At 51.5% G+C, this 23,403-nt stretch carries 22 protein-coding genes; 7 read left to right on the top strand and 15 right to left on the bottom strand.

Translation table 11 applies throughout. From position 1 onward, the window contains the following. Positions 1 to 20: 20 nt before the first annotated feature. The 7 genes from E5358_RS00325 to E5358_RS00295 form a co-directional block, all read right to left on the bottom strand. Positions 21 to 911, bottom strand: a complete 891-nt coding sequence (locus tag E5358_RS00325; protein ID WP_135938384.1) for a decaprenyl-phosphate phosphoribosyltransferase — start codon at positions 909 to 911, stop codon at positions 21 to 23. Positions 912 to 926: 15 nt separating this feature from the next. Then, positions 927 to 1,952 (bottom strand): acyltransferase family protein, encoded by a 1,026-nt coding sequence (locus E5358_RS00320; protein WP_135938383.1) that lies wholly within the window; start codon positions 1,950 to 1,952, stop codon positions 927 to 929. 25 nt (positions 1,953 to 1,977) lie between these two features. Beyond that, the gene (locus E5358_RS00315; RefSeq protein ID WP_277821105.1) at positions 1,978 to 3,096 is read right to left on the bottom strand and encodes an acyltransferase family protein; all 1,119 of its coding nucleotides are present in this window, start codon (positions 3,094 to 3,096) and stop codon (positions 1,978 to 1,980) included. Beyond that, on the bottom strand, positions 3,093 to 4,964 hold the full coding sequence (locus tag E5358_RS00310; RefSeq protein ID WP_135938382.1) for a phosphoethanolamine transferase family protein: 1,872 nt from the start codon (positions 4,962 to 4,964) through the stop codon (positions 3,093 to 3,095). The genes E5358_RS00315 and E5358_RS00310 overlap by 4 nt, the downstream gene beginning before the upstream one ends. Before the next feature lie 125 nt (positions 4,965 to 5,089). Beyond that, a complete protein-coding gene (gene nadD / locus E5358_RS00305; protein ID WP_135938381.1) occupies positions 5,090 to 5,689 on the bottom strand; it encodes a nicotinate (nicotinamide) nucleotide adenylyltransferase in 600 nt (199 codons plus the stop codon). 171 nt (positions 5,690 to 5,860) lie between these two features. Next, positions 5,861 to 6,436 (bottom strand): guanylate kinase, encoded by a 576-nt coding sequence (gene gmk / locus E5358_RS00300; protein ID WP_135938380.1) that lies wholly within the window; start codon positions 6,434 to 6,436, stop codon positions 5,861 to 5,863. Between the two features lie 90 nt (positions 6,437 to 6,526). Continuing rightward, on the bottom strand, positions 6,527 to 7,399 hold the full coding sequence (locus tag E5358_RS00295) for a YicC/YloC family endoribonuclease (RefSeq protein WP_135938379.1): 873 nt from the start codon (positions 7,397 to 7,399) through the stop codon (positions 6,527 to 6,529). A 93-nt stretch (positions 7,400 to 7,492) separates the two neighbouring features. Here E5358_RS00295 and tsaB point away from each other — a divergent pair, with 93 nt between their 5' ends. The 6 genes from tsaB to rseP all read left to right on the top strand — a co-directional run bounded on the left by tsaB (position 7,493) and on the right by rseP (position 13,634). Further along, the gene (tsaB, locus tag E5358_RS00290; RefSeq protein WP_135938378.1) at positions 7,493 to 8,185 is read left to right on the top strand and encodes a tRNA (adenosine(37)-N6)-threonylcarbamoyltransferase complex dimerization subunit type 1 TsaB; all 693 of its coding nucleotides are present in this window, start codon (positions 7,493 to 7,495) and stop codon (positions 8,183 to 8,185) included. Beyond that, positions 8,182 to 8,793 carry a DUF4290 domain-containing protein gene (locus E5358_RS00285; protein WP_135938377.1) on the top strand — a complete coding sequence of 204 codons (612 nt, stop codon included), beginning with the start codon at positions 8,182 to 8,184 and terminating at the stop codon, positions 8,791 to 8,793. The genes tsaB and E5358_RS00285 overlap by 4 nt, the downstream gene beginning before the upstream one ends. A gap of 98 nt (positions 8,794 to 8,891) precedes the next feature. Next, positions 8,892 to 10,196 (top strand): UDP-N-acetylglucosamine 1-carboxyvinyltransferase, encoded by a 1,305-nt coding sequence (murA, locus tag E5358_RS00280; RefSeq protein ID WP_135938519.1) that lies wholly within the window; start codon positions 8,892 to 8,894, stop codon positions 10,194 to 10,196. 61 nt (positions 10,197 to 10,257) lie between these two features. Continuing rightward, complete coding sequence (gene rimM / locus E5358_RS00275; RefSeq protein ID WP_135938376.1) at positions 10,258 to 10,776, top strand: ribosome maturation factor RimM; 519 nt, start codon at positions 10,258 to 10,260, stop codon at positions 10,774 to 10,776. Between the two features lie 75 nt (positions 10,777 to 10,851). Continuing rightward, positions 10,852 to 12,000: a 1-deoxy-D-xylulose-5-phosphate reductoisomerase gene (locus tag E5358_RS00270; RefSeq protein WP_135938375.1), complete on the top strand. Its 1,149-nt coding sequence runs from the start codon at positions 10,852 to 10,854 to the stop codon at positions 11,998 to 12,000. Positions 12,001 to 12,137: 137 nt separating this feature from the next. Further along, positions 12,138 to 13,634, top strand: a complete 1,497-nt coding sequence (gene rseP / locus E5358_RS00265) for an RIP metalloprotease RseP (RefSeq protein ID WP_135938374.1) — start codon at positions 12,138 to 12,140, stop codon at positions 13,632 to 13,634. Between the two features lie 71 nt (positions 13,635 to 13,705). On the opposite strand, the gene E5358_RS00260 is transcribed toward rseP, so the two are convergent. From E5358_RS00260 to E5358_RS00250, 3 genes are all read right to left on the bottom strand, one after another. Further along, positions 13,706 to 15,010, bottom strand: coding sequence for an alpha/beta hydrolase (locus tag E5358_RS00260; protein WP_135938373.1), 1,305 nt, complete (start codon positions 15,008 to 15,010; stop codon positions 13,706 to 13,708). 96 nt (positions 15,011 to 15,106) lie between these two features. Further along, positions 15,107 to 15,880, bottom strand: coding sequence for an ABC transporter ATP-binding protein (locus tag E5358_RS00255; protein WP_135938372.1), 774 nt, complete (start codon positions 15,878 to 15,880; stop codon positions 15,107 to 15,109). Further along, positions 15,858 to 17,723 (bottom strand): AAA domain-containing protein, encoded by a 1,866-nt coding sequence (locus tag E5358_RS00250; RefSeq protein ID WP_135938371.1) that lies wholly within the window; start codon positions 17,721 to 17,723, stop codon positions 15,858 to 15,860. The genes E5358_RS00255 and E5358_RS00250 overlap by 23 nt, the downstream gene beginning before the upstream one ends. A 226-nt stretch (positions 17,724 to 17,949) precedes the next feature. Between E5358_RS00250 and E5358_RS00245 the strand changes: the two genes are divergently transcribed. Continuing rightward, positions 17,950 to 19,383 (top strand): PepSY-associated TM helix domain-containing protein, encoded by a 1,434-nt coding sequence (locus E5358_RS00245; protein WP_135938370.1) that lies wholly within the window; start codon positions 17,950 to 17,952, stop codon positions 19,381 to 19,383. Between the two features lie 23 nt (positions 19,384 to 19,406). Here the strand turns inward: E5358_RS00245 and trhA are convergent, their stop codons facing one another. From trhA to E5358_RS00220, 5 genes are all read right to left on the bottom strand, one after another. Then, positions 19,407 to 20,021 carry a PAQR family membrane homeostasis protein TrhA gene (trhA, locus tag E5358_RS00240; RefSeq protein WP_135938369.1) on the bottom strand — a complete coding sequence of 205 codons (615 nt, stop codon included), beginning with the start codon at positions 20,019 to 20,021 and terminating at the stop codon, positions 19,407 to 19,409. A gap of 791 nt (positions 20,022 to 20,812) precedes the next feature. Beyond that, positions 20,813 to 21,661 carry a glutamate racemase gene (gene murI, locus E5358_RS00235; protein WP_135938368.1) on the bottom strand — a complete coding sequence of 283 codons (849 nt, stop codon included), beginning with the start codon at positions 21,659 to 21,661 and terminating at the stop codon, positions 20,813 to 20,815. A 20-nt stretch (positions 21,662 to 21,681) separates the two neighbouring features. Continuing rightward, positions 21,682 to 22,215, bottom strand: coding sequence for an OmpH/Skp family outer membrane protein (locus E5358_RS00230; RefSeq protein ID WP_168354542.1), 534 nt, complete (start codon positions 22,213 to 22,215; stop codon positions 21,682 to 21,684). Between the two features lie 69 nt (positions 22,216 to 22,284). Next, positions 22,285 to 22,791: an OmpH/Skp family outer membrane protein gene (locus E5358_RS00225; RefSeq protein ID WP_135938366.1), complete on the bottom strand. Its 507-nt coding sequence runs from the start codon at positions 22,789 to 22,791 to the stop codon at positions 22,285 to 22,287. Positions 22,792 to 22,851: 60 nt separating this feature from the next. Further along, a complete protein-coding gene (locus E5358_RS00220; RefSeq protein ID WP_135938365.1) occupies positions 22,852 to 23,361 on the bottom strand; it encodes an OmpH/Skp family outer membrane protein in 510 nt (169 codons plus the stop codon). Positions 23,362 to 23,403 lie beyond the last annotated feature (42 nt).

Genomic DNA, 23,403 nt, shown 5'->3' with positions numbered 1-23,403 from the left:
CAACCTATAACCTGCAACCCTCAACCCAAAACCTTATCTCCGTAAAGTATGAAGACATAGGAGAGAATCCACAGAAGGATTACAACCTGCAGGAAATGGTCCTTATACAAGAGTTTCGTTGGGTCGCCTGTGGCGTCATCAACCTCTGCAAGCTGGATGTAGCGGAGCAGTCCGAGAAGCACGAAAATGGTGGTAAGGTAGATGTATTCGGAGTTTGTTCGTGCCAAAAGTTCAGGTGAAATGGTATACATTATATAACATACGACGGTCACGGCGGCGGTTATTGTCACCGATTGGTTGATGAATGCGAGGTTGTACCGATGCGTATTATGGCGCGGAGCCTCACCGGTCTTCATCATTCTGAGGACATCATCACGCCGTTTTGCGAAGCCAAGGAGGAGTGTCAGCAGGAAAGTCATCAGCACAAGCCAATGGGACGGCACGATACCTGTGGCTGCACTGCCGGCGATTATGCGCAGTACGAACCCGAAAGAGAGGACACAGACATCTACGATGGCATAGTGTTTCAGCAGCCGGCAATACGCTATGTCGAGCACATAGTAGGCTGCGATGACGCAACCGAGGTCTGTTGCCCTGTAGCCGAGTGTGTAGACCATTGCCATTGAGAGGGAAAACATCAGCAGCATTATGGCATAGCCCTGCCCGATGGTTATCGCTCCGGAGGCGATCGGACGCTTGCACTTGACGGAATGGCGCCGGTCGTCCTCCACATCGATTATGTCATTGTAGCAATAGATTGACGATGCGGCAAAACTGTAAGCAAAGAACGCGATGACAGTGCTCACGAGACTTGTCATATTCGTTAGTGCTCCGCCGAAGAACATAGGCATGAAGATGAACGCATTCTTTATCCATTGGTGCGGACGGATGAGTAGTATCAGGTTTTTCATGTGGTTTTTGTTTTGTTAGGGGATGAGTTTCTGTACTTTGGCTATTGCCTTGTGGAGCAGCCATGCGAGAGGGATTGATATTGCCATAACTATGAGGAACGTGCGCCAATAGCCGAGATGGTATGTCTCGACACGGCGCATGACAAACTCGACATGGATGAGGTACATCTCAAGGGATATAGTCCCGATGAACGCCGCGGCACGCTTTATCCGGTGCGGTGTGTGGAGAAACACCTCGTTGAGCAGGAGAATGAAAGTCATGGTAAGGGGAATGTAGAGCATTCTCTCAAGGAACAGCGGGAAGCGTCCGTGCTTCATCTGCTCCAGCCATACGCAGGTGGCGAGGGAGAAGGTGAAGAGGAACACAATAAGCCATATCGCCGAGCCGTCGATTGTCTCCTTTTTCCTCACGCTTTCCGCTATGTTTATGCCGAGGAAGAATATCGGCACACGGCTCCAGAATATCTCGATGTGTCCCACGGCGGTGTGGATTGGCGTGACATACTGCACTGCCACGCACCACATTATCATGCCAACGACCAGCCAGCGGTAGACGGGATGCTTGCGTATGAGTTCCATGTAGGGCGGCGCAAAGACGTAGAGCATCATCGTGGCAGGGATGTACCAGAAGGTCAACTCGTCACGTGTCCAGAAGTTCCAGTTGATGGCGATGTCGAGAATGAGGTCAATCCATTGTGCCATGGTGTGTGACTCGTGAGCCATGAAGCGTGGGATGTAGTACAAAGAGGCTATCACCAGCCATGCAGGATACACCCTTACGAGCCTTCGCCAATAGAAATCCTTCCACTTTTTCCAAAAGGGCGCGGTGGAGACGGTGGTCTTCATCCATGAGAACCATAGTCCCATGCCGCTCAGGAAAAGGAAGATGTCCACTCCGAGGTTGCCCATTCTCCGCAGTCCGAAGAACGCATCGGAGCGCGGAAGGGCGACATGGAAGAGGACAACGATGACCATTGCCACTCCCATTTGCTCTGCACGGAAGCGCGAAATGTCGGCGAGGTTGAGGTTTTTGAGGTTCATAGGGTGGGAATTTTAGTCATTATTGTCAGCTCTTGTTTATGCTTTCCGTTACAATCTCTATCGCCTTCTTGAAGAGAATGGCAACGATTATCGTCGCAAGGATATAGAACAGCAGTCCGGCGTACATCTCTCCGTGGCGTGAAATTGGGATTATAACCTTTCTTGTGATAGGGTGACACACGAACATCGCCGCGGATATGCCGCCCATCCATGCCAAATGACGCAGCAGAGCGTCAGGCAGTGCGCGGACAAGCTTAATCGTTCCTATGCACACAAAGAACGGTGCGAATGTCCAAAACACGAAGTCAACACTGAAAACAGCCACCAGTGCCAGCGCAGAAATAGCCCACGGAACTTCCAAAAGACGTGATTTCTCCGTGCGTTCCATACCCCTTGCATAGATTATTCCCAACGCAAAGACCGGCAGATTGCCCATACAGTTGTAGCGGAACCAGTTGAGCTCCGCGCTCAAAGGCTCAAAACTGAGCTGCACAGCGATACATCCGACGGCAAGAACGACAGGGACAGCTGTCTGCCACCTCTCGGAAAGGAGTCCTGACAGTGACGCTTTGCCGGGATAAAGCACAAAACGGTAGACAAGATACAACTGCATCGTCAGGCCGAAATACCAGTATGGTCCGGGCCAAATGGCATGATCCGGGTCGGAATATAAGTTGCTGAACATGCCCAACTGCCCAACAACGTTCCAAAATGTGTAACGGTAATGCCCCGGAGTCATATAGTCCACGAGGACAAAGGCACTGTATCCCACCGCCATCATTATCCACAGCTTCATGAAATGCTTCTTGGCAAAAGTCCATGCGCCCTCCTCCGTGACGGCTTTCCGTGGCTTCCAGCCCTGCCGACCGCCACCTTCGTACTTCATCACCAAGCCGTATGCGCTGAGAAAAACGAACACCGGCACACCGTAATGCCCGAAAAACGAGAACAGATGTGCAATGATGTCCCATGACGGGTGTGAGATTTCTGCAAGCAGCCTTTCGACATTATGCCACGAGAAGGTGTATTCGTTCTCCTTGACCATTGGCCCGAGCCAGTGTGTGTAGTTATGGAGAACGATGGCGAGGATGGCGATTCCGCGCATCGCTGCTGCTTCCCTGCGTGTTAGGAGTTCTTTGTTCATTGGCGTATGGATGGGTTGTCACCCGGTTGAGGGTGTTGTTTCCTTTTCATGATGACGTCATAGTCCGTCTGATGCTTCAGAATACGCGGTCGTGAGGCGTTATATTCTGGAGAGAGAAGGTTAAGGTCATCACGGTAATACTTGCATTTTATTCCTGCGAGATACATCAGAAGATGCGGCAGAGCGTCCGTCATGTATGGTCTGTCAGCCGATGCCCTTATCGCCTTCCACAGCTCCGGATGCGACTTGCGGTAAGACTTTGACGCCCAAATCCAGAACGGTATCTCAAACTCCTCCCTTGCAAGCCGCTCCGTAATAGTGGTGGAGTGCATTCTTCCGCTGAAATGCGGCAGTTCGCGTGAGTGTACTTCCTCGCCGTGGTCAGGCATGTAGATGACCACAGAATTGGTGTTTTCGAAGAGCCGTACTATTTCGCGTACGATGGAATCGTTGTATAATGTGGCGTTATCATAGTCACGCACGTTCTTCTTCCATTTCGGCCGCAAGTCCTCACGGTCGCTGTAATCCTCGAGAGTGAAATGCTTTTTCGATTTCGGGCATCGCACACGGTAGTTCTGATGCTGACCTATAAGGTGGAAAATGGTGAGATTCCCTTTCTGCAGTGTGTCACCGTCATGCGCGCGTCGTTCTTGTACAGCCTTGTAATCGTCAAGAAGTCCTTCGTCAAAGATGTGCACACGGTCGTTGCGCGCGTCAAACTGCGCCGCCGACATCTCAGGGTCGTTGAGGAAAAAGCCGCCGCTGAAGTCATAGACCGCCTGCTTAGCCTTAGGCAGGAACTCGTTTGTGAGGAACGTTACGTGGTAGCCAGCCTTGCGGAATACCTCCCCGAACAACGGATAGTCGCACCATTCGCCCTTGTCGCCGACGGTGTATGTCGACATGATGTGCTTGAACACATAGCTCGTAAGGTTCCATGGAGTCACCACATCGCTATAAGCCACAAGCTCACCCCTCTTTGCCATAGCCACCTGGCGTGGCGTTGTGGGCAGATGATAGCCGTAAAGTCCGGAATGGCGCTTGCAGTATGCCTCGCCGATTATGAGCACAATGTTCGGCGAAGTGTAGTCGCAACTGTCGACGGTGACGGTCTTTGCCACATCTTTTATTATGTCTATCTGCTTCGAGGCAAGATAGTTGGCGTAAGCACTGAAGGCGAAACGGTAAAGCGGAAGATACTGTTTGCCGCAATCCTTCTCCGTAAGTCTGTGCTCGATGCCGCCCACTGTCTTCTGCGACATAAGGCTTTGAAGGTTACGGAGGTTAGGGAAACAGTGGATTCCCGACACGAGGACGCATACGGCGACAAGCACATTCCACAGCGGGCGCACTCTCTTTATGCCGTCCGCAGCCTTTCTTTCGAGACCGATAAGCCGTGAAGGCTTGCGCAGTTTGCGGTGTATTGACCAGAGGATGTGCAGGATAGGTATGAGAAGAACCCAGCCCACGTTTGTCATAAGGACATCCGGAGAGAGATAGGCGGAGAAGAATTCCCCTGCCTCGCGTGGGTCTGTCTCGTTGACAAGCATGAGGATTGACGGATTGAGCGTAGCGTCAAACTTCACGAAACAGTACATGTCCACGATTGTCACGGGATAGGCAACGGCATAAACCAAGCCCCTTGCCACCGCGCGCAGCCGTCGCGGCAGCACCGCAAGCACTGCACAGACGGCATAAAGGCAGAAGAACAGTTCCTCCCAGGCATACTCGTAGGGCTTCGCCTTGTGGGCATAGTCCACGGAAAGCAGTGCAGCCGTGATGCCGAGGGCGAACATGAAGACAAGAAACTCCGGGTTTCTCGCTATCGGGGCGGTGATTATGTCAAGCCAACGTAACCGGTTTCTCATTGGTTTTTGTAGTATAAAGGAGTGTGGCTCTGCCACACAACGGATGTTGTCTTTGTATAATCCCCATGGCTGAAGCCAGGGGTTACAATAAGGAATGTGGCTTTGCCACACTTGCGGCGGTGTGTTTATCTCAAATAAAGCCCATTCTTTTTGATGTATTCCGCCACTTTCGGGCAGACAAGGTCTGTTATTCTCTTGCCCTCCATGACACGGCGGCGGATTTCAGTGCTGCTGATGTCCAGCAGCGGTTGTGTGACAATGGAGAGGCGGAGCTCCATGTCTTGCAGAGCTTCTGGCGTGGTGAGGGCAGAGCCTGTGCGCGGATAGACAGCCACAGGGTGGTGGGTGAGAATCTCGCGGTGTTCCGCCCAGTTGTCGAACGCCGCCCAGTTGTCGCCGCCGATGAGCAGTGTGAACTCCGTGGCGGGGAACTCCGTGCGCAGACTCCTCAGTGTGCGGTAGGAGAATGACGGCTTTTCGAGGTGGAACTCATAGTCGGACGCCGTCAGCCCCTCCTCATTTTCGAGGGCGAGGCGTGCCATTTCGAGGCGGTCATGGTCAGGGGAGAGCCTTGAATCCGTCTTCCATGGGTTCTGCGGCGTGACAAGAAACCACACCTCATCGAGCCCGAGCTGCCGGCGGAAAGCCTTTGCGAGGGCAGTGTGGGCTATGTGGACAGGGTCGAAAGTTCCACCGAAGAGTCCTATTCTCCTATGTGTTCCCATGTCTTATGTTTTTGTTCCGTGAATCGCGTCCTAAGGAAGCGTTTTGCGAAAGGTTACCTTTTGAGGTGTGAAAGGTAACCTTTTGCCATGTAAACCGTTACCTTTTGCATGGCAAAGTGTTACCTTTTGTTTTGTGATTTGTAATCCTTTATGAATCAAAGTGTTGTTAAGTTATTCTGCAAGGAACTTGCGGATTTTCTCCAAAGTCTCCTGTTTCGCCTTTTCAAGGTCATCATTGACCACGACGGTGTCGAACTTCGGTGCGAAGGACAGTTCGTATTCAGCCTTTGCAAGACGCTGCTCGATGACCTCCTGAGCGTCAGTCGCACGCCCTTCCAGTCGGCGGCGGAGCTCTTCGAGAGAAGGCGGCTGGATGAATATGCTCAGAGCCTGTGCGCCATACTGCCGCTTGATGTTGCATCCGCCCTTGACATCGATGTCAAAGACCACGTTGTCGCCCTTCGCTGTCTGGCTTGTCACCTGGGATTTCAGTGTGCCGTAGAACTTGTCGGTGTACACCTCCTCGTACTCCACAAACTCGTCCTTTGCGATTTTTTCCTTGAACTCTTCAGGCGTGAGGAAGAAGTATTCCACGCCGTTCTGCTCCGTTCCGCGCGGTTGGCGCGTGGTGCATGAGACAGAGAAGTGCATGTTAAGTTCCGGATGCTCCTGCATGAGCCACTGCACGATGGTGGACTTTCCCGAACCGCTTGGTGCACTGAAAATGAGTAGTTTGCCTTGTTTCATATTGTGGTTTTGGGTTTTCGTTAAATCTGACAATTAGACAATTTGTCAATTTGTCAATTTGTCAATTTGTCAGATTGTCGGGAAAATTGCTTACAGCGCGTTGAGCACCTGCTCCTTTATCTGTTCCAGTTCGTCCTTCATCTTCACCACGATGTTCTGCATCTCTGCCTGGTTGCTCTTTGAGCCGGTGGTGTTTATCTCGCGCCCCATTTCCTGAGCGATGAAACCGAGCTTTTTGCCGATAGGCTCGTCAAGAAGCATCGTGTCGCGGAAGTACTGCAAATGGTTTGTCAGACGCTGCTTCTCCTCCGAGATGTCCAGTTTCTCGATGTAGTAGATGAGTTCCTGCTCCAGACGGTTCTTGTCATACTCCACGTCAGGGATAAGCTTCAGGTTGTCGGTGATGCGCTGGCGTATCTTCTCCACACGGCTCTGCTCATACGGCTCAAGCTCCTTCTGCAGGCCGGCGATGTTGTCCAGTTTCTCAAGGAACTTCTTTTGCAGTGCGGCACCCTCCTGGATGCGGAACTCGATGAGTTGGTCAATGGCGCAGTCAATGGCGTTCCGTGCCGCCGCCCATTCCTCTTCGCCGAGCGTCTCCACCTCGTTGCGGCTGAGGACGTCAGGGAGCCGGAGGATTGTCGACCAGTCCATGCCGAGCGAGATGTCCTTCTCGTAAGCTATCTTGTTGATTTGCTGATAGTAGAATTCCACCATTTCAGGGTTTATTGGAGTGGCAGCCGCAGTCTCGTCCTTGTCAATCCAGATGCAGAAATCCACCTTTCCGCGTGACAGTCTGTCGGAGACAATCTGGCGTATTTCCATTTCCTTCTCACGATAGAGTGGGGCGATGCGTGTCGAGAGGTCAAGAGTCTTGGAATTGAGAGCCTTGACCTCGACGTTGATTTTCTTGTTCTCAAAGGTTACGGTTGCTTTTCCGAAACCCGTCATTGATTGTATCATTTTCTTGTGTGTCTACGTTAAATTTATGCAAAAGTACAAATTATTTGCGAAAAAAATAGTAAATTTGCAGAATATTTAAGTATTTTGCGAAAAATGGCTTGTATACTCAGTATTGAAACCAGCACCGATGTGTGCTCCGTCGCCATTAGTGAGGATGGCAAGTGTATCTACTCTGACGAGGATCGCACAGGTCCGAACCACAATGAGCGGTTGGGAACGTTCGTCGATGAAGCCCTTGGCTTTGCCGACAGCCATGCCATTCCTGTCGATGCCGTTGCCGTTTCGATGGGTCCCGGCTCATACACCGGGCTGCGAATCGGCGTGTCGATGGCGAAAGGCGTGTGCTATGGTCTTGACATTCCGCTGATTGCGGTGCCTACGCTTGAGCTCCTCAGTGTGCCGGTTCTGCTGAAGCATGACGACCTTCCCGAGGACGCGCTCCTCTGCCCGATGCTTGACGCACGCCGCATGGAGGTCTATGCCGGGCTCTACGACCGTGCCCTGCGCCCTGTACGGCAGGTGCAGGCAGACATTGTCGACGGGGAGACCTACCGCGAGTATCTTGACCGCCACCCTGTCTTTTTCTTCGGCAACGGCGCAGCCAAGTGCATGGAGGCTGTCAATCATCCCAATGCGCGGCTCATTGAAGGCATAGAGCCTCTGGCGAAGAACATGTTCCCTCTCGCCGAGCGCAGGCTTATGCAGGGAAAGACAGAGGATGTGGCTTATTTCGTGCCTTTCTATCTGAAAGATTTTGTAGCATTAAAACCAAAGAAACTCCTATGAACCTTGAAGGACTGGACTACAATACCCAGCGTGAACGTATGAAGATGCCGGAGTATGGACGTTGTGTGCATACTCTGGTGAAGCATTGCCTTGCAATTGAAAACCGCAGTGCACGGCAGAAATGTGCGGAGAACATTGTGAAGACAATGGAACTCATGCACCCTGAGATACGCCAGACGCCAGACTACAAGCAGAAGCTGTGGGACCATCTCGCCATAATGTGCGACTTCAAACTTGACATCGACTATCCTTATGACATCTCCGGGGCGAAGAAAATCTTCTCGCGCCCGGCTCCAATGCCTTACCCGAAGCGGAGGATTCCGGTGCGCCATTACGGCAGTCTTGTGTTCCAGACTCTCGACTGCATAAAGGAAATGCCGCCGGGACCGGCACGTGATGAGGCGAGCCGTGTCATCGCCAACCAGATGAAGCGTGACATCATACAGCATGGTTTCGCCATTCCGGAGAACGACCGCATATTCTCGGACATCGCACAGTTCACTGACGGTGTGATACAGCTTGACCCTGAGAAAGTAAAACTGGACTTCTTCACCATCGAGAGCAACGCCACAAAGAAGGCGAAGCCTAAGAAGAAAAAGGGTAAATGAATGACTGTTCAAAATTGTTTTATGAGGGAAAGCTCTGGCAAAAAAAACAATTTTGAACAGTTAATTGATAAAAAGAAACAATTATGTCCAAGCAAATCATGGAAACTTTCATCATAGAAGGCGGTCATCCGCTAAAGGGTACTATCGTCCCACAGGGTGCGAAAAACGAGACTCTGCAAGTCATCTGCGCCTCGATTCTTACGCCGGAACCGGTGCGTATAAACAACGTTCCGGACATCCTTGACATGAACAATCTCATCCGGTTGCTCACAGACATCGGTGTGAGGGTGACGAAACATGCGCGGAACGAATACACGTTTCAGGCTGACAGTCTGAACCTTGACTACCTTGGGAGTGATGAATTTGTGAAGAAATGCTCTTCATTGCGTGGCTCGGTGCTTATGATAGGCCCGCTTCTCGGACGCTTTGGCAAGGCTACTGTGGCAAAGCCGGGCGGCGATAAGATTGGCCGCCGCCGTCTTGACACGCACTTCCTTGGCTTCAGCAAGCTTGGTGCGGAGTTCTCCCGTGTCGAGGGAAGGAATGTCTATGAGCTTCGCGGAGAGCATTTGAAAGGCTGTAAGATGCTTCTTGATGAGGCTTCCGTCACAGGAACGGCGAACATTGTCATGGCGGCTGTCATGGCTGAGGGCGAGACAACTATATATAATGCAGCCTGTGAGCCGTACATACAGCAGTTGTGCCGTATGCTTAACAATATGGGTGCTGACATTACGGGCATAGGAAGCAATTTGTTGCACATCAAGGGTGTTAAGGGGCTCCATGGATGTGAGCACCGTGTGCTGCCTGACATGATAGAGGTTGGTTCGTTTATCGGTATGGCAGCGATGATTGGCGACGGCATAAGGATAAAGGATGTGTCGATAGAGAATCTCGGAATCATACCCGAGACTTTCCGCCGTTTGGGCATTGATGTCAGGGAAGAAGGCGATGACCTGTTTATTCCGAAGCATGATACCTTCACAGTCGACTCTTTCATGGACGGCACAATCATGACTCTCTCCGATGCACCGTGGCCAGGGCTGACGCCGGACTTGCTCAGTGTGCTGCTTGTTGTCGCCACTCAGGCTAACGGTTCGGTGCTTGTCCACCAGAAGATGTTCGAGTCCCGACTGTTCTTTGTCGACAAACTCATTGACATGGGGGCAAACATTATCCTCTGTGACCCTCACCGTGCAGTGGTTGTCGGTCTTAACCACACAAAGAAACTGAGGGCGGGAGTTATGACAAGCCCGGACATCCGTGCAGGCATTGCCATGCTTATTGCAGCATTGACGGCAGACGGCACATCACGGATTGGCAACATCGCGCAGATTGACCGCGGATATGAGGACATCGAGGAGCGTCTGAACGCTCTCGGTGCGAAGATAACACGCCAGTGATTATTCCACGGAATGACCGGTGATTGCTTGGAAACAGTGCGGAAAAAATACACGAACAGAGATGATAAAGGATACTGACGTTTACAAGATTGGGCGCGTTGGAAAGCCCCACGGAGTGAAGGGCGAGGTGCAGGTGCAGATAGATGATGATGTGTTTGACCGTGTCGGAGCGGACTATCTTGTGCTGCGCATCGACGGAATCCTTGTGCCTTTCTTCATGGAAGAGTACCGTTTCAAGAGTGATGAGATAGCCCTTGTCACCTTCTGTGACATTGATTCCGCCGAGAAAGTGCGCGAACTGACCGGCTGTGAGGTGTTTTTCCCACGCTCGCTCGCCGACGAGGTGGAGCACGACCTTACTTATGCTGAGCTTGTGGGCTATGAACTTACGGATTCAAACACAGGCAAGACCATAGGAACAATAGAGGCTGTGGACGATGCGACAGAGAACATTCTCTTTGAACTCGACAACGGGCTCCTTATTCCTGCTCCCGAAGAGCTTATCGAAGAGGTGGACACGGAATGCCGCAAAGTGACCGTCGCCGTGCCGGAAGGTCTGCTTGACGGTTCGTTCTGCTGATTGTCAATCGTATCAACCTTGTCAATATTGTCAATTATGTCAGTATTGGCAATCCTGACAAAAACAAAGAAAACAATGAAAAAACAAATATGTATATTGGGCTCCACAGGCTCCATAGGCACTCAGGCGTTGGAGGTCATCGAGGAACATAGCGACCTTTACGAGGTGTATTGCCTTACTGCGTACAACCATGTGGAGATGCTTGCCGAACAGGCGCACAAGTTCAAGCCGGCAGCGGTGGTCATCGCCAATGAGGACCACTACGAACGGCTGTGCTCTCTGTTATCCGACTGCCCTGACATCAATGTATATGCCGGTGCTGAGGCTCTTGAAGAGATTGTCGAGGCAGAGCCTATCGACATGGTGCTCACCGCCATGGTGGGCTTCGCGGGTCTGAAGCCGACCATCCGTGCGATAAAGGCGCATAAGAAGATATGCCTTGCCAACAAGGAGACTCTTGTCGTTGCAGGTGAACTTATAATGGGATTGGCGCAGGAAAACCATTGCCCTATACTCCCTGTCGACTCCGAACACTCCGCCATATTCCAAAGCCTTGTGGGTGATGCCGACACGGAAATCGAGAAGATTCTCCTCACAGCTTCCGGCGGACCGTTCAGAAAGTTCACCTTGGAAGATATGAAAAGTGTCACTGCTGCTGACGCATTGAAGCATCCGACATGGGACATGGGCGCAAAAATCACCATAGATTCCGCTTCGATGATGAACAAAGGCTTTGAGGTGATAGAGGCAAAATGGCTCTTTGGTGTGGACGCTGACAGGATACAAGTCCTTGTCCATCCGCAGTCTATAGTGCATTCTGCCGTGCAATACGTTGACGGCAGCGTGAAGGCGCAGCTTGGTGTGCCGGACATGCGACTGCCTATCCAGTATGCGTTCTCCTTCCCACAGCGTCTGCATCTCTCGGGTGAGCGGCTCGATTTGTTCAGACAGCCACTGGAATTCTTTGAGCCGGACATGGAGAAGTTCCGCTGTCTCGCCATGGCTTATGAGTCTTTGCGCATGGGCGGCAACATGTCGTGCATCGTGAACGCTGCCAATGAGGTCGTCAACGAGGCGTTCCGCAAGGATAAATGCGGATTCCTGCAGATGGGCGACATCATCGCCGAGACAATGCAGCGCGCCACTTTCGTGAAGAAACCGACGCTTGACGACTATCTCATGTCCGATGCTGAGGCAAGGCGCATAGCAGCTTCGCTGTTATAAGGCAGTGTTGACAGTGCAGACAGTATTGACATTAACCTTGTCAATATTGTCAATAATGACACTACTGTCAGTACTGACCGGAAATCCCAACCCCACAACCCATAACCCAAAAACACAACCATTCAAGCAAAACTCCAATGGAAACATTCTGGATAAAGACATTACAATTCCTGCTTTCGATAACAATCCTTGTGGCTCTCCACGAGGGAGGACACTTCTTTTTCGCAAAACTGTTCAAGACACGCGTGTCACGCTTCTACATTTTCGCCAACTTCAAGTTCCACATCTGGAGCTCCTACGACAACTGGTGGCGAAAGCTGAGAGGCAAGAAACTCATCACCGAGCGTGGAGAGGACGGCAACAAGAAGTACAATGAAGAAGCCGGAACCGAGTACGGACTGGGCTGGTTGCCTATCGGCGGCTACTGCCAGATTGACGGCATGGTGGACGAGACACAGTCTGCCGACGACCTTGCCAAGAAACCTGTGCAGCCTTGGGAGTTCCGAAGCAAGAAGGCGTATCAGCGACTCCTCATCATGGCGGGCGGCGTAATGGTCAATTTCTTTCTCGCACTGATAATCTATTCTGCCGTGTTCTACACATGGGGCGAGGATTTCATTGCCCTCAAGGACATGAAAAGCGGAATGAAGTTCAACTCTTCTGCCAAAGCCCTCGGATTCAAGGACGGCGACATACTCCTCGGAACTGACCAAGGAGACTTCCGCGAGTTCTCCACTGACATGTTCCGCGACCTCACTACCGCTCGTGAGGCGTATGTCCTTCGCAATGGAAAGAAGACCGCTGTGGCTCTTCCCGGTGACCTTGACCTTCTCCAGATGCTGAAATCCGACCCTGTGTTCGTGCGCCCTCTCGTGCCATGTGACATAGACAGCGTGCTTGTCGGTACTCCTGCAGCAAAGGCAGGGATAAGAAAAGGCGACAAAATCATCGCCATCAACGGCAAACCGGTGGACTCTTGGAACGCTTTTGCCTATCAGATAGGTGTGCTCGAGGACAGACTTATGGCTGCAGAGACAGCAAAGGACAGTCTTAAAATACGTACAGTGCAGCTTGTTGTGGCACGTGACGCATCGTCAGTACTTTATCCTTCCGCAGCAAAAGCCATTCCTTTGGAGTCCGCAGTTAAGGACACAATCACACTTGTAATGACTCCAAAACTGAAAATCGGTGTGGGCGAGAGCAACATATTCTCTTATTACAAGCCGACACACGTTTCCTACGGCATTGTCGAGAGTGTCCCTGCCGGAATCAACTACGGCATTGATGTCCTGAAAGGATATGTAGGCGATTTGAAATACCTCTTCTCCGCTGACGGCGCGAAGAACCTTGGCGGCTTCGGTGCCATAGGCTCGATGTTCCCTCCGGTGTGGGATTGGAGCATGTTCTGGCGCATGACAGCGTTCCTTTCCATAATCCTCGCCTTCATGAACATCATCCCTATCCCGGGACTTGACGGCGGTCACATCCTTATCCTCCTTATGGAAGTGGTGACGGGAAAGACACCGAGCCTCCGTTTCCAGCAGATTGCGCAGAACATAGGCATGGGTCTGCTACTCCTGCTGATGCTTGTCGCCAATTTCAATGATGTTCTTAGAGTGTTAGGATTGATGTAAACTATATTGCAGAACAACGTATGAAATAATATCGGGCCGGATTCCTAATGGTGGAATTCAGCCCGATATTATTATTGTGGTTTGGAAATATGGCGCAAGAGGAATGAGTACATCCGCTGCAAATCCTCAGTGCTCTGCGGTACGGAGTGCCCTTTTCCGTAGTCTTTCAGTACCTCATGAGCAATGCCTTTCGCCTTGAAACTCCTGATAATGTTGTCCATCTGTATGCCATAGTTAGGGTCATCGTCACTGTTATAGAAGAGGAATGTCGGAGCAGCCCTGTTCGTCTTTACTGTCAACGCTCCTCCCTGACGCTTCCATGTAGCTTTCGGGTCAGCGGTGGAGTTGCAGTAAGCCGCCATATTCTTGTACTCCCGAGAGTCTTTTGGCATCAGATTGTAGTCGAAAACGCCGGGACCGAGGAACGCAGCCTGGATGTATGCCGCCTCATTCGGGCAGCGTCCGCGCTCCCTTTGTGTCCATTCCTCGAACGGTTTGTCGCCGATGGCGAGCGAGCCTGCCGTGGAACCGCGAGAGAAGCCATAGATGGCGATGTCATGCCCAAGGCCTACTGTCCTGCCAATGCCACGCACGGTGCGTATGGCGGAGCGCACTTTCCGGGCAGCATCATCGGCAATCTCTATTGAGCCGAGTGACTTGTTCGGTCCGCCTTTGTACTTTCCGTTGCCCCAGTCGCAATATTTCGGGTGGTCAGCGATAGCCCATGCGCATCCCACAGCCGGTGCTCCCTGGACGAAAGAGTCGTTGAACGCCGCCCAATGGTAGGGTAGGAACATGCGCTTGTGAGTGTTGCCGTAGTAGCTGTTGCTATAAGAGAATGAGAGGATTGTGGGCACAGGTCGCTTCGGGTTTGCCGGATAGACGATGTCCATGTAAAGGGAATCGTTGCCGGCTGCCATGTTGTAGACCTCCTTGTCGTCGAGATGATAGCTTACATCACGCAGTATGCGGTAGCCCTCAAAGAGGATATATGCACGGTCCTGTGAGATGTCGGCAATTCCGCAGAACGTTCCGTTGCGCATTTCGCTGTTTATGGCGATGATGTCCTTGTTGATTAGCGGTGAAACGGCGTTTGCATGCTTGCCGTAATCAAGCTCGATGACGCAGTAACCTTGTTTGAGAAGCCAGTTTACATCCTTCTTGTTGGAGTTTTGTCCGACCTTCTCGCAGGCGAGATTCTTGAGGTAGACGACGGTCATCCGCTTGCCTTTCTTGTCCAAGGCAGGCTTTTTTGCTTCCGTGGTGGTGTAGCGGATGTCAGTGTTCAGTGTCACGCTTTTCCATGTGCCTTTGCCTGCAAATGCAGTGAGGGGCAGAATTGCAGCGAGGAGAAGCAGTAGTTTCAGTTGTTTCATGGGTTGGTGGGTTAGTTTGGTCAGTAATGTCAATAGTGTCAATACTGACAGTATTGTCAAGATTGTCTATACTGTCGATATTGCAGGGCTATGCTTTCAGAAGCTGATTTTCAGGTTTTCTTTTGTCAGGGCGTCTTCAAGTTCTTTCGGAGTGCCATGGAGCAGGCGGCGGTCCTGTGTCATCAGCCAAACCTCATCGGCAAGGTGCAGTGCCATTTCCATGTCGTGCGTGGAGAGCAGCACCCCTTGTGCGTGGTGTCCGCCGCCGTTGTTTTCCGCTGCGATGGCTTTCATCAGGCGCATGGTCTCCACCTTTGACGGATAGTCAAGAAAGGCTGTCGGCTCGTCAAGGAGGATGATTGGCGTCTCTTGTGTCAATGCTTTTGCGATAAGAACCTTCTGGCATTCGCCGTCGGAAAGGGTCTCTATGTTCCTTTCTGACAGGTTTCCTATGCCTACTCGCTCCATTGAACTCTCAACAACCTCACGGTCACTGTCGCGAAGTGTGCCCCACATGTCCGTGTACGGCGAGCGTCCGAGTCCCACGATGTCACGTGCTGTCATCATGGAGACATCAGGACGCCCTGTAAGCACCACACTCACCCGTTTTGCCAACCGTCCGTTGTCCGTACGCCTGCCACTGTCGGGAGTTATGACGATGTCATCAGAGCCATTTGTCCCTGAGTACCTTATCTCTCCATGTATAGGGGGAAGGAACCCCGCAAGAGTCTTCAGCAGTGTGGATTTCCCCACACCGTTCCGTCCGACAAGACAGGTCAGTTTGCCGGCTGCCAGTTGGGCATTGAGGGACGATGCCACAATGTGTTTCCCATGTCCTATGGTGAGGTCAGAGATTGTCAATGTATTCATATAGCTTCTTGTAGAAAGGGTGGCGCGTCATTGTCGGAGCGTCACCGAGTATGATAAGTTTCATCCTTGCACGAGTTATCGCCACGTTCATTCTTCGCAGGTCACGGAGGAATCCTATCTGTCCTTCGTCGTTGGCACGGACAAGGGAGATAAGCACGATGTCACGCTCCTGACCTTGGAAACCGTCGACAGTGTTCACGCTGATAAGGTGGCGGTAGGGCTTGAAATATGGCTCTTTCCTCACCAGTTGGCGCAGATACTGCACCTGTGCACGGTAAGGTGAGATGATGCCGACATCGATTCTCTCGCTGAGGATGCGCTCTTTGCCAGTCTTGTCAAAGTAGAGCTGCAGGGCGGCGAGGGTCAGTTTTGCCTCCGTCTTGTTGATTCTGCCGTAGCTTTCTCCCACAAACTCCTCGTGGCAAGCCATGTCCGCCGTGTCAATCCACAGCATGGGGATGTCGAAATCAAGGACAGAACGGTGGCTTACCTCCGGTGCAGACTCCACTTTCCCTCCATAGAACCAGTCGGAAGAGAACTTCATAATCTCGTGGTTCATGCGGTACTGCACCTTCAGGAGTGTCACGACCTCCGGCTTCTGCTTGGCAATGCGCTCCATGAGTGTCACGCCCAACCCACCTTTCAGAGCCTCGTTGCTCTTCACGGTAGGAGGAAGCTGACAGTGGTCGCCTGCAAAGACGACGCGTGAAGCCTTCTGTATGGGTATCCAGCATGCCGCTTCAAGAGCCTGTGCCGCTTCATCTATGAACAAAGTGCCGAACTTCTGCCCCTCGAGAATACGGTTTGCGGAGCCGACAAGAGTGCATGCAATGACACGCGCATCGCCGAACAGCTGTTGGTTTATCCGCATTTCAATTTCCGTTGCGCGTGACCTCAGCCTGTCCATCTTCTGGTGGAACGAGCGGTCGCCACGCTTTCGGTTGGCGCGAAGCTCACGCATCGCCTTGCGCATTGCCCACAACTGCTCATAGTCGGGATGGCTCTCAAACTGCCGTTCGTAGGTGAAGGACAGCATTTTGTCGTTCACTCGCGTAGGGTTTCCTATCCTGAGCACCGGCACACCGCGGTCAACGAGTTTCTCGGAAATCCAGTCCACCGCCATATTGCTTTGTGCGCAGATGAGCACCTGGTTCTCTTTCCTCAGGCATTCGAACACAGCTTCCACAAGAGTCGTTGTCTTTCCCGTTCCCGGAGGACCGTGGACAATGGCGACATCCTTTGCCAGAAGCACCTCATTGACAGCCTTCTCCTGAGTAGGGTTGAGCCATGGAAGGCGCACAGGAGTGTCGAAGCGGTAGCGTTGGGCAGGCATGTCGGTGTAGAAAAGGTCACGCAGATAAGTCAGTCGTGTACCTTTTCCACGGATGACCCGATTGAGTGCGGCAGTCATCGTGCGGTAGCTTGTCTCGTCAAAGCTCAGTTGCACACCGAGATTCTCTTTTCCCAACAGTTCCGCAGCGTGGCTTTCATTGTTCAGGGCTATCACCATACGGTCGCCGTCGACGTATGAGACAATGGCGGTGAAAGGCAGATAGGACGGTTTGCCGTCGGCAAGAGTGAAGAAACAGACAGGTTTTCCGTACTCGAAATTATGCTCTGTCTCGTCCTCTTTCTGCTGATGCACTTCGATGCAGTACTGGTTCAGCGAATTGTAGTACGCCTTTCCCGTCTGCAAAGGGTACCACGCTTCTCCTCGCTTTATCTTCCTTCCTATGCCCTGCGCCTCTGTCTGCTGACGGAACGCCTCACGCTCCGCCTCGTATTCCAGTTGCAGAAGGCGCTTCTGCTTCTCAAGTTCAAGTATGGGGTTGGTGTAACTCACGTGCTGTTGTCTTAGGATTATGGTTGCAATCTTTTATGCAAAGCGAATGCAAACCGAACGCAATAGAGCTTGCTCTTGATTGCTGAGGTGCCGCTTCGTTTCTGCAAAGTTACAAAGAAAAATGAATAAAAGCAAGAAATCATTGTTTTTAAGTATTGTGGGTGTCGTGATTTCTGACTACCTTTGTAACGGATTTGACGAAAACATATAGACTTTTGAAACAAAAATGAAGGGAAAAAGTTGGCGAAAGTGGCATAAATGGTTAGGCATAGTATTCTCATTCTTCCTTGTGATGTTCAGCATTTCAGGGATAATCCTTAACCACAGGCATTGGTATGGGAACGTAAATGTGAGCAGAAACCTGCTGCCGGAGTCGTTCCATTATGATAATTGGAACAACGGACTGCTGCGCGGGACATTGAAATCAGGGGATTCTGTCCTTATCTACGGCACCGGAGGCGTTTTTCTTACCGACACTCGCGCATCCTGCTTCACGGAGTTTTCCGACGGAATGCCGGAAGGTGCCGATGCGCGCACCATACGTTCTGTCGTCCGTACACCGTCAGGAGAGCTTTTTGCCTTGTCGCCTTTCAATGCCTATCGCCACAATGGAGCAGAGTGGAAAGAGTTTTCCGCACCTTGGGACAAAGGAGACAAAGGCTCGGACATGATAATGAAGGGCGACACTCTCGTCATCCTCTCACGCAGCAAGGTGTACACAGCCATGCCGCCATACACGGAATTCACGGCACATGAACTCAAAGCGCCTGAGGATTATACAGGCAAGGTGTCGCTTTTCCGCACAGTCCTCATGCTCCACAGTGGCGAACTGTTCGGCGTTCCGGGCAAGGTGGTTGTGGATGTTCTTGGCATCCTTGTCATCTTCTTCTGCATTTCAGGCATTCTGCTGTGGGCGTCAGGGCGTGGAAGGATGCCTAAATTGTTCCGCATAAGCTACAAATGGCATGAATTTCTTGGGCGGAAGACGATAATGATAACCATGCTTCTCTGCCTTACAGGCTGGGCATTGCGTCCGCCGGTGCTCATAGCACTTGTGAAATGCAGCACGCCTGCCGTGCCGTATTCTGTCCTTGACACAAAGAATGCGTGGCAGGACAAGCTGCGCATGGTGCGCCATGATGCTGACAAAGGCGACTGGCTGCTCTCCACTTCCGAGGGCTTTTATTCGCTTAAGGACTTCGGTTCCGTTCCACGGCGTGTGGAGAAAACACCGCCGGTGAGCGTCATGGGGCTTAATGTCTTTGAGGAAAGGGATGGGAAATGGCTCATCGGCTCGTTTACGGGCATGTATGAGTGGGACAGAAACAGTGGCGTTGCCGTCGATGCTGTAACAGGGGAAAAGGCGCCGGAGACAGCCGGAGCACCGTTTGGAAAGCTCGCTGTCGCAGGTTATTCAAAGGACTTTGCATGCGGAAAATTCTTCACGACATGGTACGAAGGCACGGAAGCAATCCCGCAGCCACAACGTTACGAGGGACTGCCGATGTCCGTTTGGCAGTTGGCGCTGGAGGTTCACACAGGCAGGATTTACACGTTTATGTGCGGAATGGAAGTCCTGCTGTGGATTTTCGTGGCAGGGATAGTCGCCATGCTTGTCTTTTGGTCAGGGTGGAAAATAAGAAAACGCTCCTCAAAGTAGGAGCGTTTTGCGAGAAAATATCATCATGAAAGGATAATGCTCAGTACGGCAGACCAATGGGCTGCTGCTCCGAGAAGCACGAACACGTGCCAAATGGCGTGGTAGTTCGGGCGATTGTCGTGGGAGAAGAAATATGTCCCGGCAGTGTAGAAGACACCTTCCGCGCATATCAGTGACATGGCTGTGGTGGAGAGATGCCGGCAAGCCTCCGGTGCAATGACGAGGACGCTCCACCCCATGATGAGATAAATGGCGAGGGAAAGCCTTGGGAAACGGTTGATAGCTATTATTTTATAGACCGTTCCGCCAAGAACCACAAGCCATTGGAAGATGAAGAATCCCCAGCCTATCCAGCCTCCCACCACTCCGATGCAGACAGGAGTGTAGGAACAGGCTATCATGACATATATGCTTATATGGTCGCACTTGCGCATAGCATCCTTAGCCTTGCCTTTGGGCAGCAGATGATAGACAGTGCTTGACAGGAACATGAGGAACATTCCCGTTATGAAAAAGATGACACCCATTGTCATCTGCCAGCCTTTCTCCGTTGCGGGCCATACTGTCCATATACATGTCAGGGCGAACACTGCACCGAGGAGATGGGTTAATGTGTTTGCTTTTTCTTCTATTCTCATGCTTGCTTAGGGTTTATGGCTGCCGATAAAAACAACAATAATTGCCCAATAGCAGCTTATCCTATGCAAAATTACAAACAATTTTCTGTAATAACAAAAAAAACAGCAAACTTTGTATGCCCCACGTATATAAATGTTGCTTTATGAGTTTGTTCTGCTAAAACAAGTCAAAGGATATTTGTGCGACAATCTCACGCGGACGGAGCGAGTAGACGGAACAAACGTTTGTGTTCGTTGTCAGTAACATTGTCCTTCATGCAAGGAAGAAATATCCAATGAGGATGTTGTCTGCCCGATTATGCGCAATGACGCCGTACCTACGGTTTCCCATGCTCATTGCATACATAAATGATGCTTTCGCCTACGTAATTGTTAATATTTACAGATAAAGAATTGTCATTATATGCTTGTCTTGTGAACCGCGTTAGCGGCAAATATATAGTCAAGAAATTGCACTTCTATCCTGAATGTATAGTCTTGTGAACCGCTGACGCGGTTCTCTGCACAGAAAAATCCGGACGCAGCACAGGGAACTCCGTACGCTGTGTATGAGGATATGGGCGTACCACACGGAAACAGATGAATTACAATGTATCGTGTCCGTTTGACGGACAACATTAATAGATTTCAGTGACGCTTTTCAGTGATATGATGCATTATGGATTCCATTTTTGAGCATAAGATTCTGCCAAAACAAAAGGTTACCTTTCATGGAACGAAAGGTAACCTTTTAGGTGGTGAAAGGTAACACTTTGCATGGTAAAGTGTTACCTTTGGGAAATGGGGTGTAATCATGCGAGGTCGGTGCGCTCCACTTCGATTGTGTGATGCAGGAATATTTTGGCGCATTCGCGGAAGCGTTCGGGGTTTTCGGTGGTAAGGTACGCCGTCGTCCCTCCCTTTGAGCAGCGGGCGTCCATGTCGGGATGCCTGCGGAAATAGTCGGCAAGGCTTTCGACGATGATGTCCCCCTGAGGGATGATTCTGATATGCTCCGGCACGGCTTTGCGGAGGGAGCCAATCAGGAGAGGGTAGTGGGTGCATCCGAGGAGGATGGTGTCGATGAGTGAGTCTTTGGCGAGCAGTTGGCTGATGCGCTTCTTGACGAAGAAGTCTGCGCCTTCGCTGTCTGCCTCGCCTGCTTCGACGATGGCAGCCCACAGCGGGCATGCCTGCCCCGTGACCTTGATGTCTGGGAAGAATTTCGCTATCTCCAGTTCGTAGCTGTTGGAGCGTACTGTGCCTTCGGTGGCGACATAGCCGATGTGGCGTGTCTTTGTTATGCTCCCCACCTGCTCCACGGTAGGGCGTATGACGCCGAGCACGCGCCTGTTTCCCGGCGTGCCGTCAGGGGAAGGGTGAGTGCGGTTGTAGGCTATGAGGTCGTTCTGCTGTATGGTGCGCAGAGCCTTTGCCGAGGCTGTGTTGCATCCAAGGATGACAAGGTTGCATCCGAGGTCGAAGAGTTTCGTCACCGCTTGGCGTGTGAATTCATAGACAACATCAAAAGAGCGCGAGCCGTATGGGGCACGCGCATTGTCGCCTAAGTAGAGGTAGTCATATTGCGGCAGCCGTTCTTGAAGTTTCTGCAATATTGTAAGTCCTCCGTAGCCGGAATCGAATATACCTATTGGGCACATGTCGGATTAGGGTATAACGGTTATTTCTGCTTGATTTCCTCACCGGACAGTGTTGTGATGTCCTCGTTGAGCAGTGCTGTGATGTCCTCACCGAGCATAGGGTCGATGAACGGGCATGCGTTGTTGTCAGTGTTGAGGATGAGGCTGAAGCCATGCTTTTGTGCCACAAGGCGCACTCTCTCGTTGAGTTTCATGCGCAGAGCGTCCATTGCTTCCTCCTCTGTACGGCTTATGCGTCGGCGTGTCTCTTCACGGAACTTGACATTGGACTCCAGCAGTTGCTGCATCTCTGCCTGTCTTTTGCGCCGTATGGATGTCGCGAGGCGGTCATAGCTGTCAAGGAATTCCTCGTATTTTGTGTTGAACTCCTCTTCTGCACGTTGTGCCTCGCCTTCGTATTCTTTGCGTATTGCTTGCACGGAGTCGAGGGACGCTTGGTATTCAGGCATGGACTTTATGGCTGCGTCGTAGCTGAAATAGCCGATTTTCACCTGTGCCATTGCCTGTATGGACAATGTGGCGAGGAGTATTGAGAGGAACAGTAGTTTTTTCATAATGTATAATAGGAAGCACACCTGCTGCCATACGGTTTCTGAGAGCATGACAACAGGTGCGCGGAGGGTTTATTTCATTTTGTTGAGTTCAGCCTTGACGTCACTTGAGATGTCCTTGCTGAGGGTCTCGCTGATGTAAGGGATTCCTGCAGAGATGTCCATGATGTAGACGTAGTTGCCTGCCTTGCCGACAGCCTTGATGGCGTTCTGGAGCTTTGTGGAGATAGGCTGGAGCTTCTCCTGGCTTGCCTTCTGGATTTTCTGCTGGTTGTCCTGGTAAGCCTGCTGTATCTTTGTGTACATCTCCTGAAGGGACTGCTCTGTGGACTGCTGCATAGTGGCGTTCATTGTAGCCTTCTCCTTCTCGTATTTCTCTGCCTTAGCCTGAAGCTCTTTCTGCATCTCCTGGAGTTCGTTCTCGTACTGCTTCTGCTCAGCTTCGAGTTCGCCGCGAGCCTTGATGAACTCAGGCATTGACTGCATGATGGACTGTGTGTCGATGTGGCCGAACTTGGCGTTCTGTGCCATTGCTGCCATTGGCAAGAGTGCCATCAGCATGATGATAATCTTTTTCATTGTTGTTTTGTTATTTTGTTGTTATTGTTATGCTTTCTTTCGTTACGGCAGGGCTGCGGACTATTGGTAGCCGAGCTTCTGAAGCACCTCGTTGGAGATGTCCACTCGTGGCGAGCCGTAGATGATTCCGTTGTCGGCGGAGCGGTCGATGACCATGGAGTAGCCGCGGAGTTCTGCTATTTCCTTGACAGTGTTGTAGATTTCGTCCTGTATAGGGGTCATGAGTGCTTCGCGCTTCTTGAAGAGCTCGCCCTCCGGTCCGAAGTATTTCTTCTTCAGGTCGGCAGCCTGACGCTCCTTGTTCATGATAGCTTCCTGTCGGGACTTCTTCTGTTCCTGTGAGAGGAAGACTACCTCGTTCTGGTAGTTCTTGTAGAGTGTGGACGCTTCTGTGTTCACTGCCTCCACCTCTGCCTGCCATTTCTTGCTGACTTGCGCGAGCTGTTCGTTGGCGCGTTCGTATGCAGGGATGTTCTTAAGGATATATTCCATGTCGAGGAGGGCGTACTTCTGTGCTGACATTGCCAACGATGTCAGCAGGAGAGCGAGTGTGAATAGTGTCTTTTTCATAACTGTTTTTCGTTTTAGGGTTTATACTTCCGGCTGCAAAGG

It is taken from the genome of Palleniella muris, from assembly GCF_004792655.1.
In the GTDB taxonomy this organism is placed as follows: domain Bacteria; phylum Bacteroidota; class Bacteroidia; order Bacteroidales; family Bacteroidaceae; genus Prevotella; species Prevotella muris_A.
Note: the sequence above shows the minus strand (reverse complement) of the source record. Positions and strands in the feature narration are given on the sequence as shown.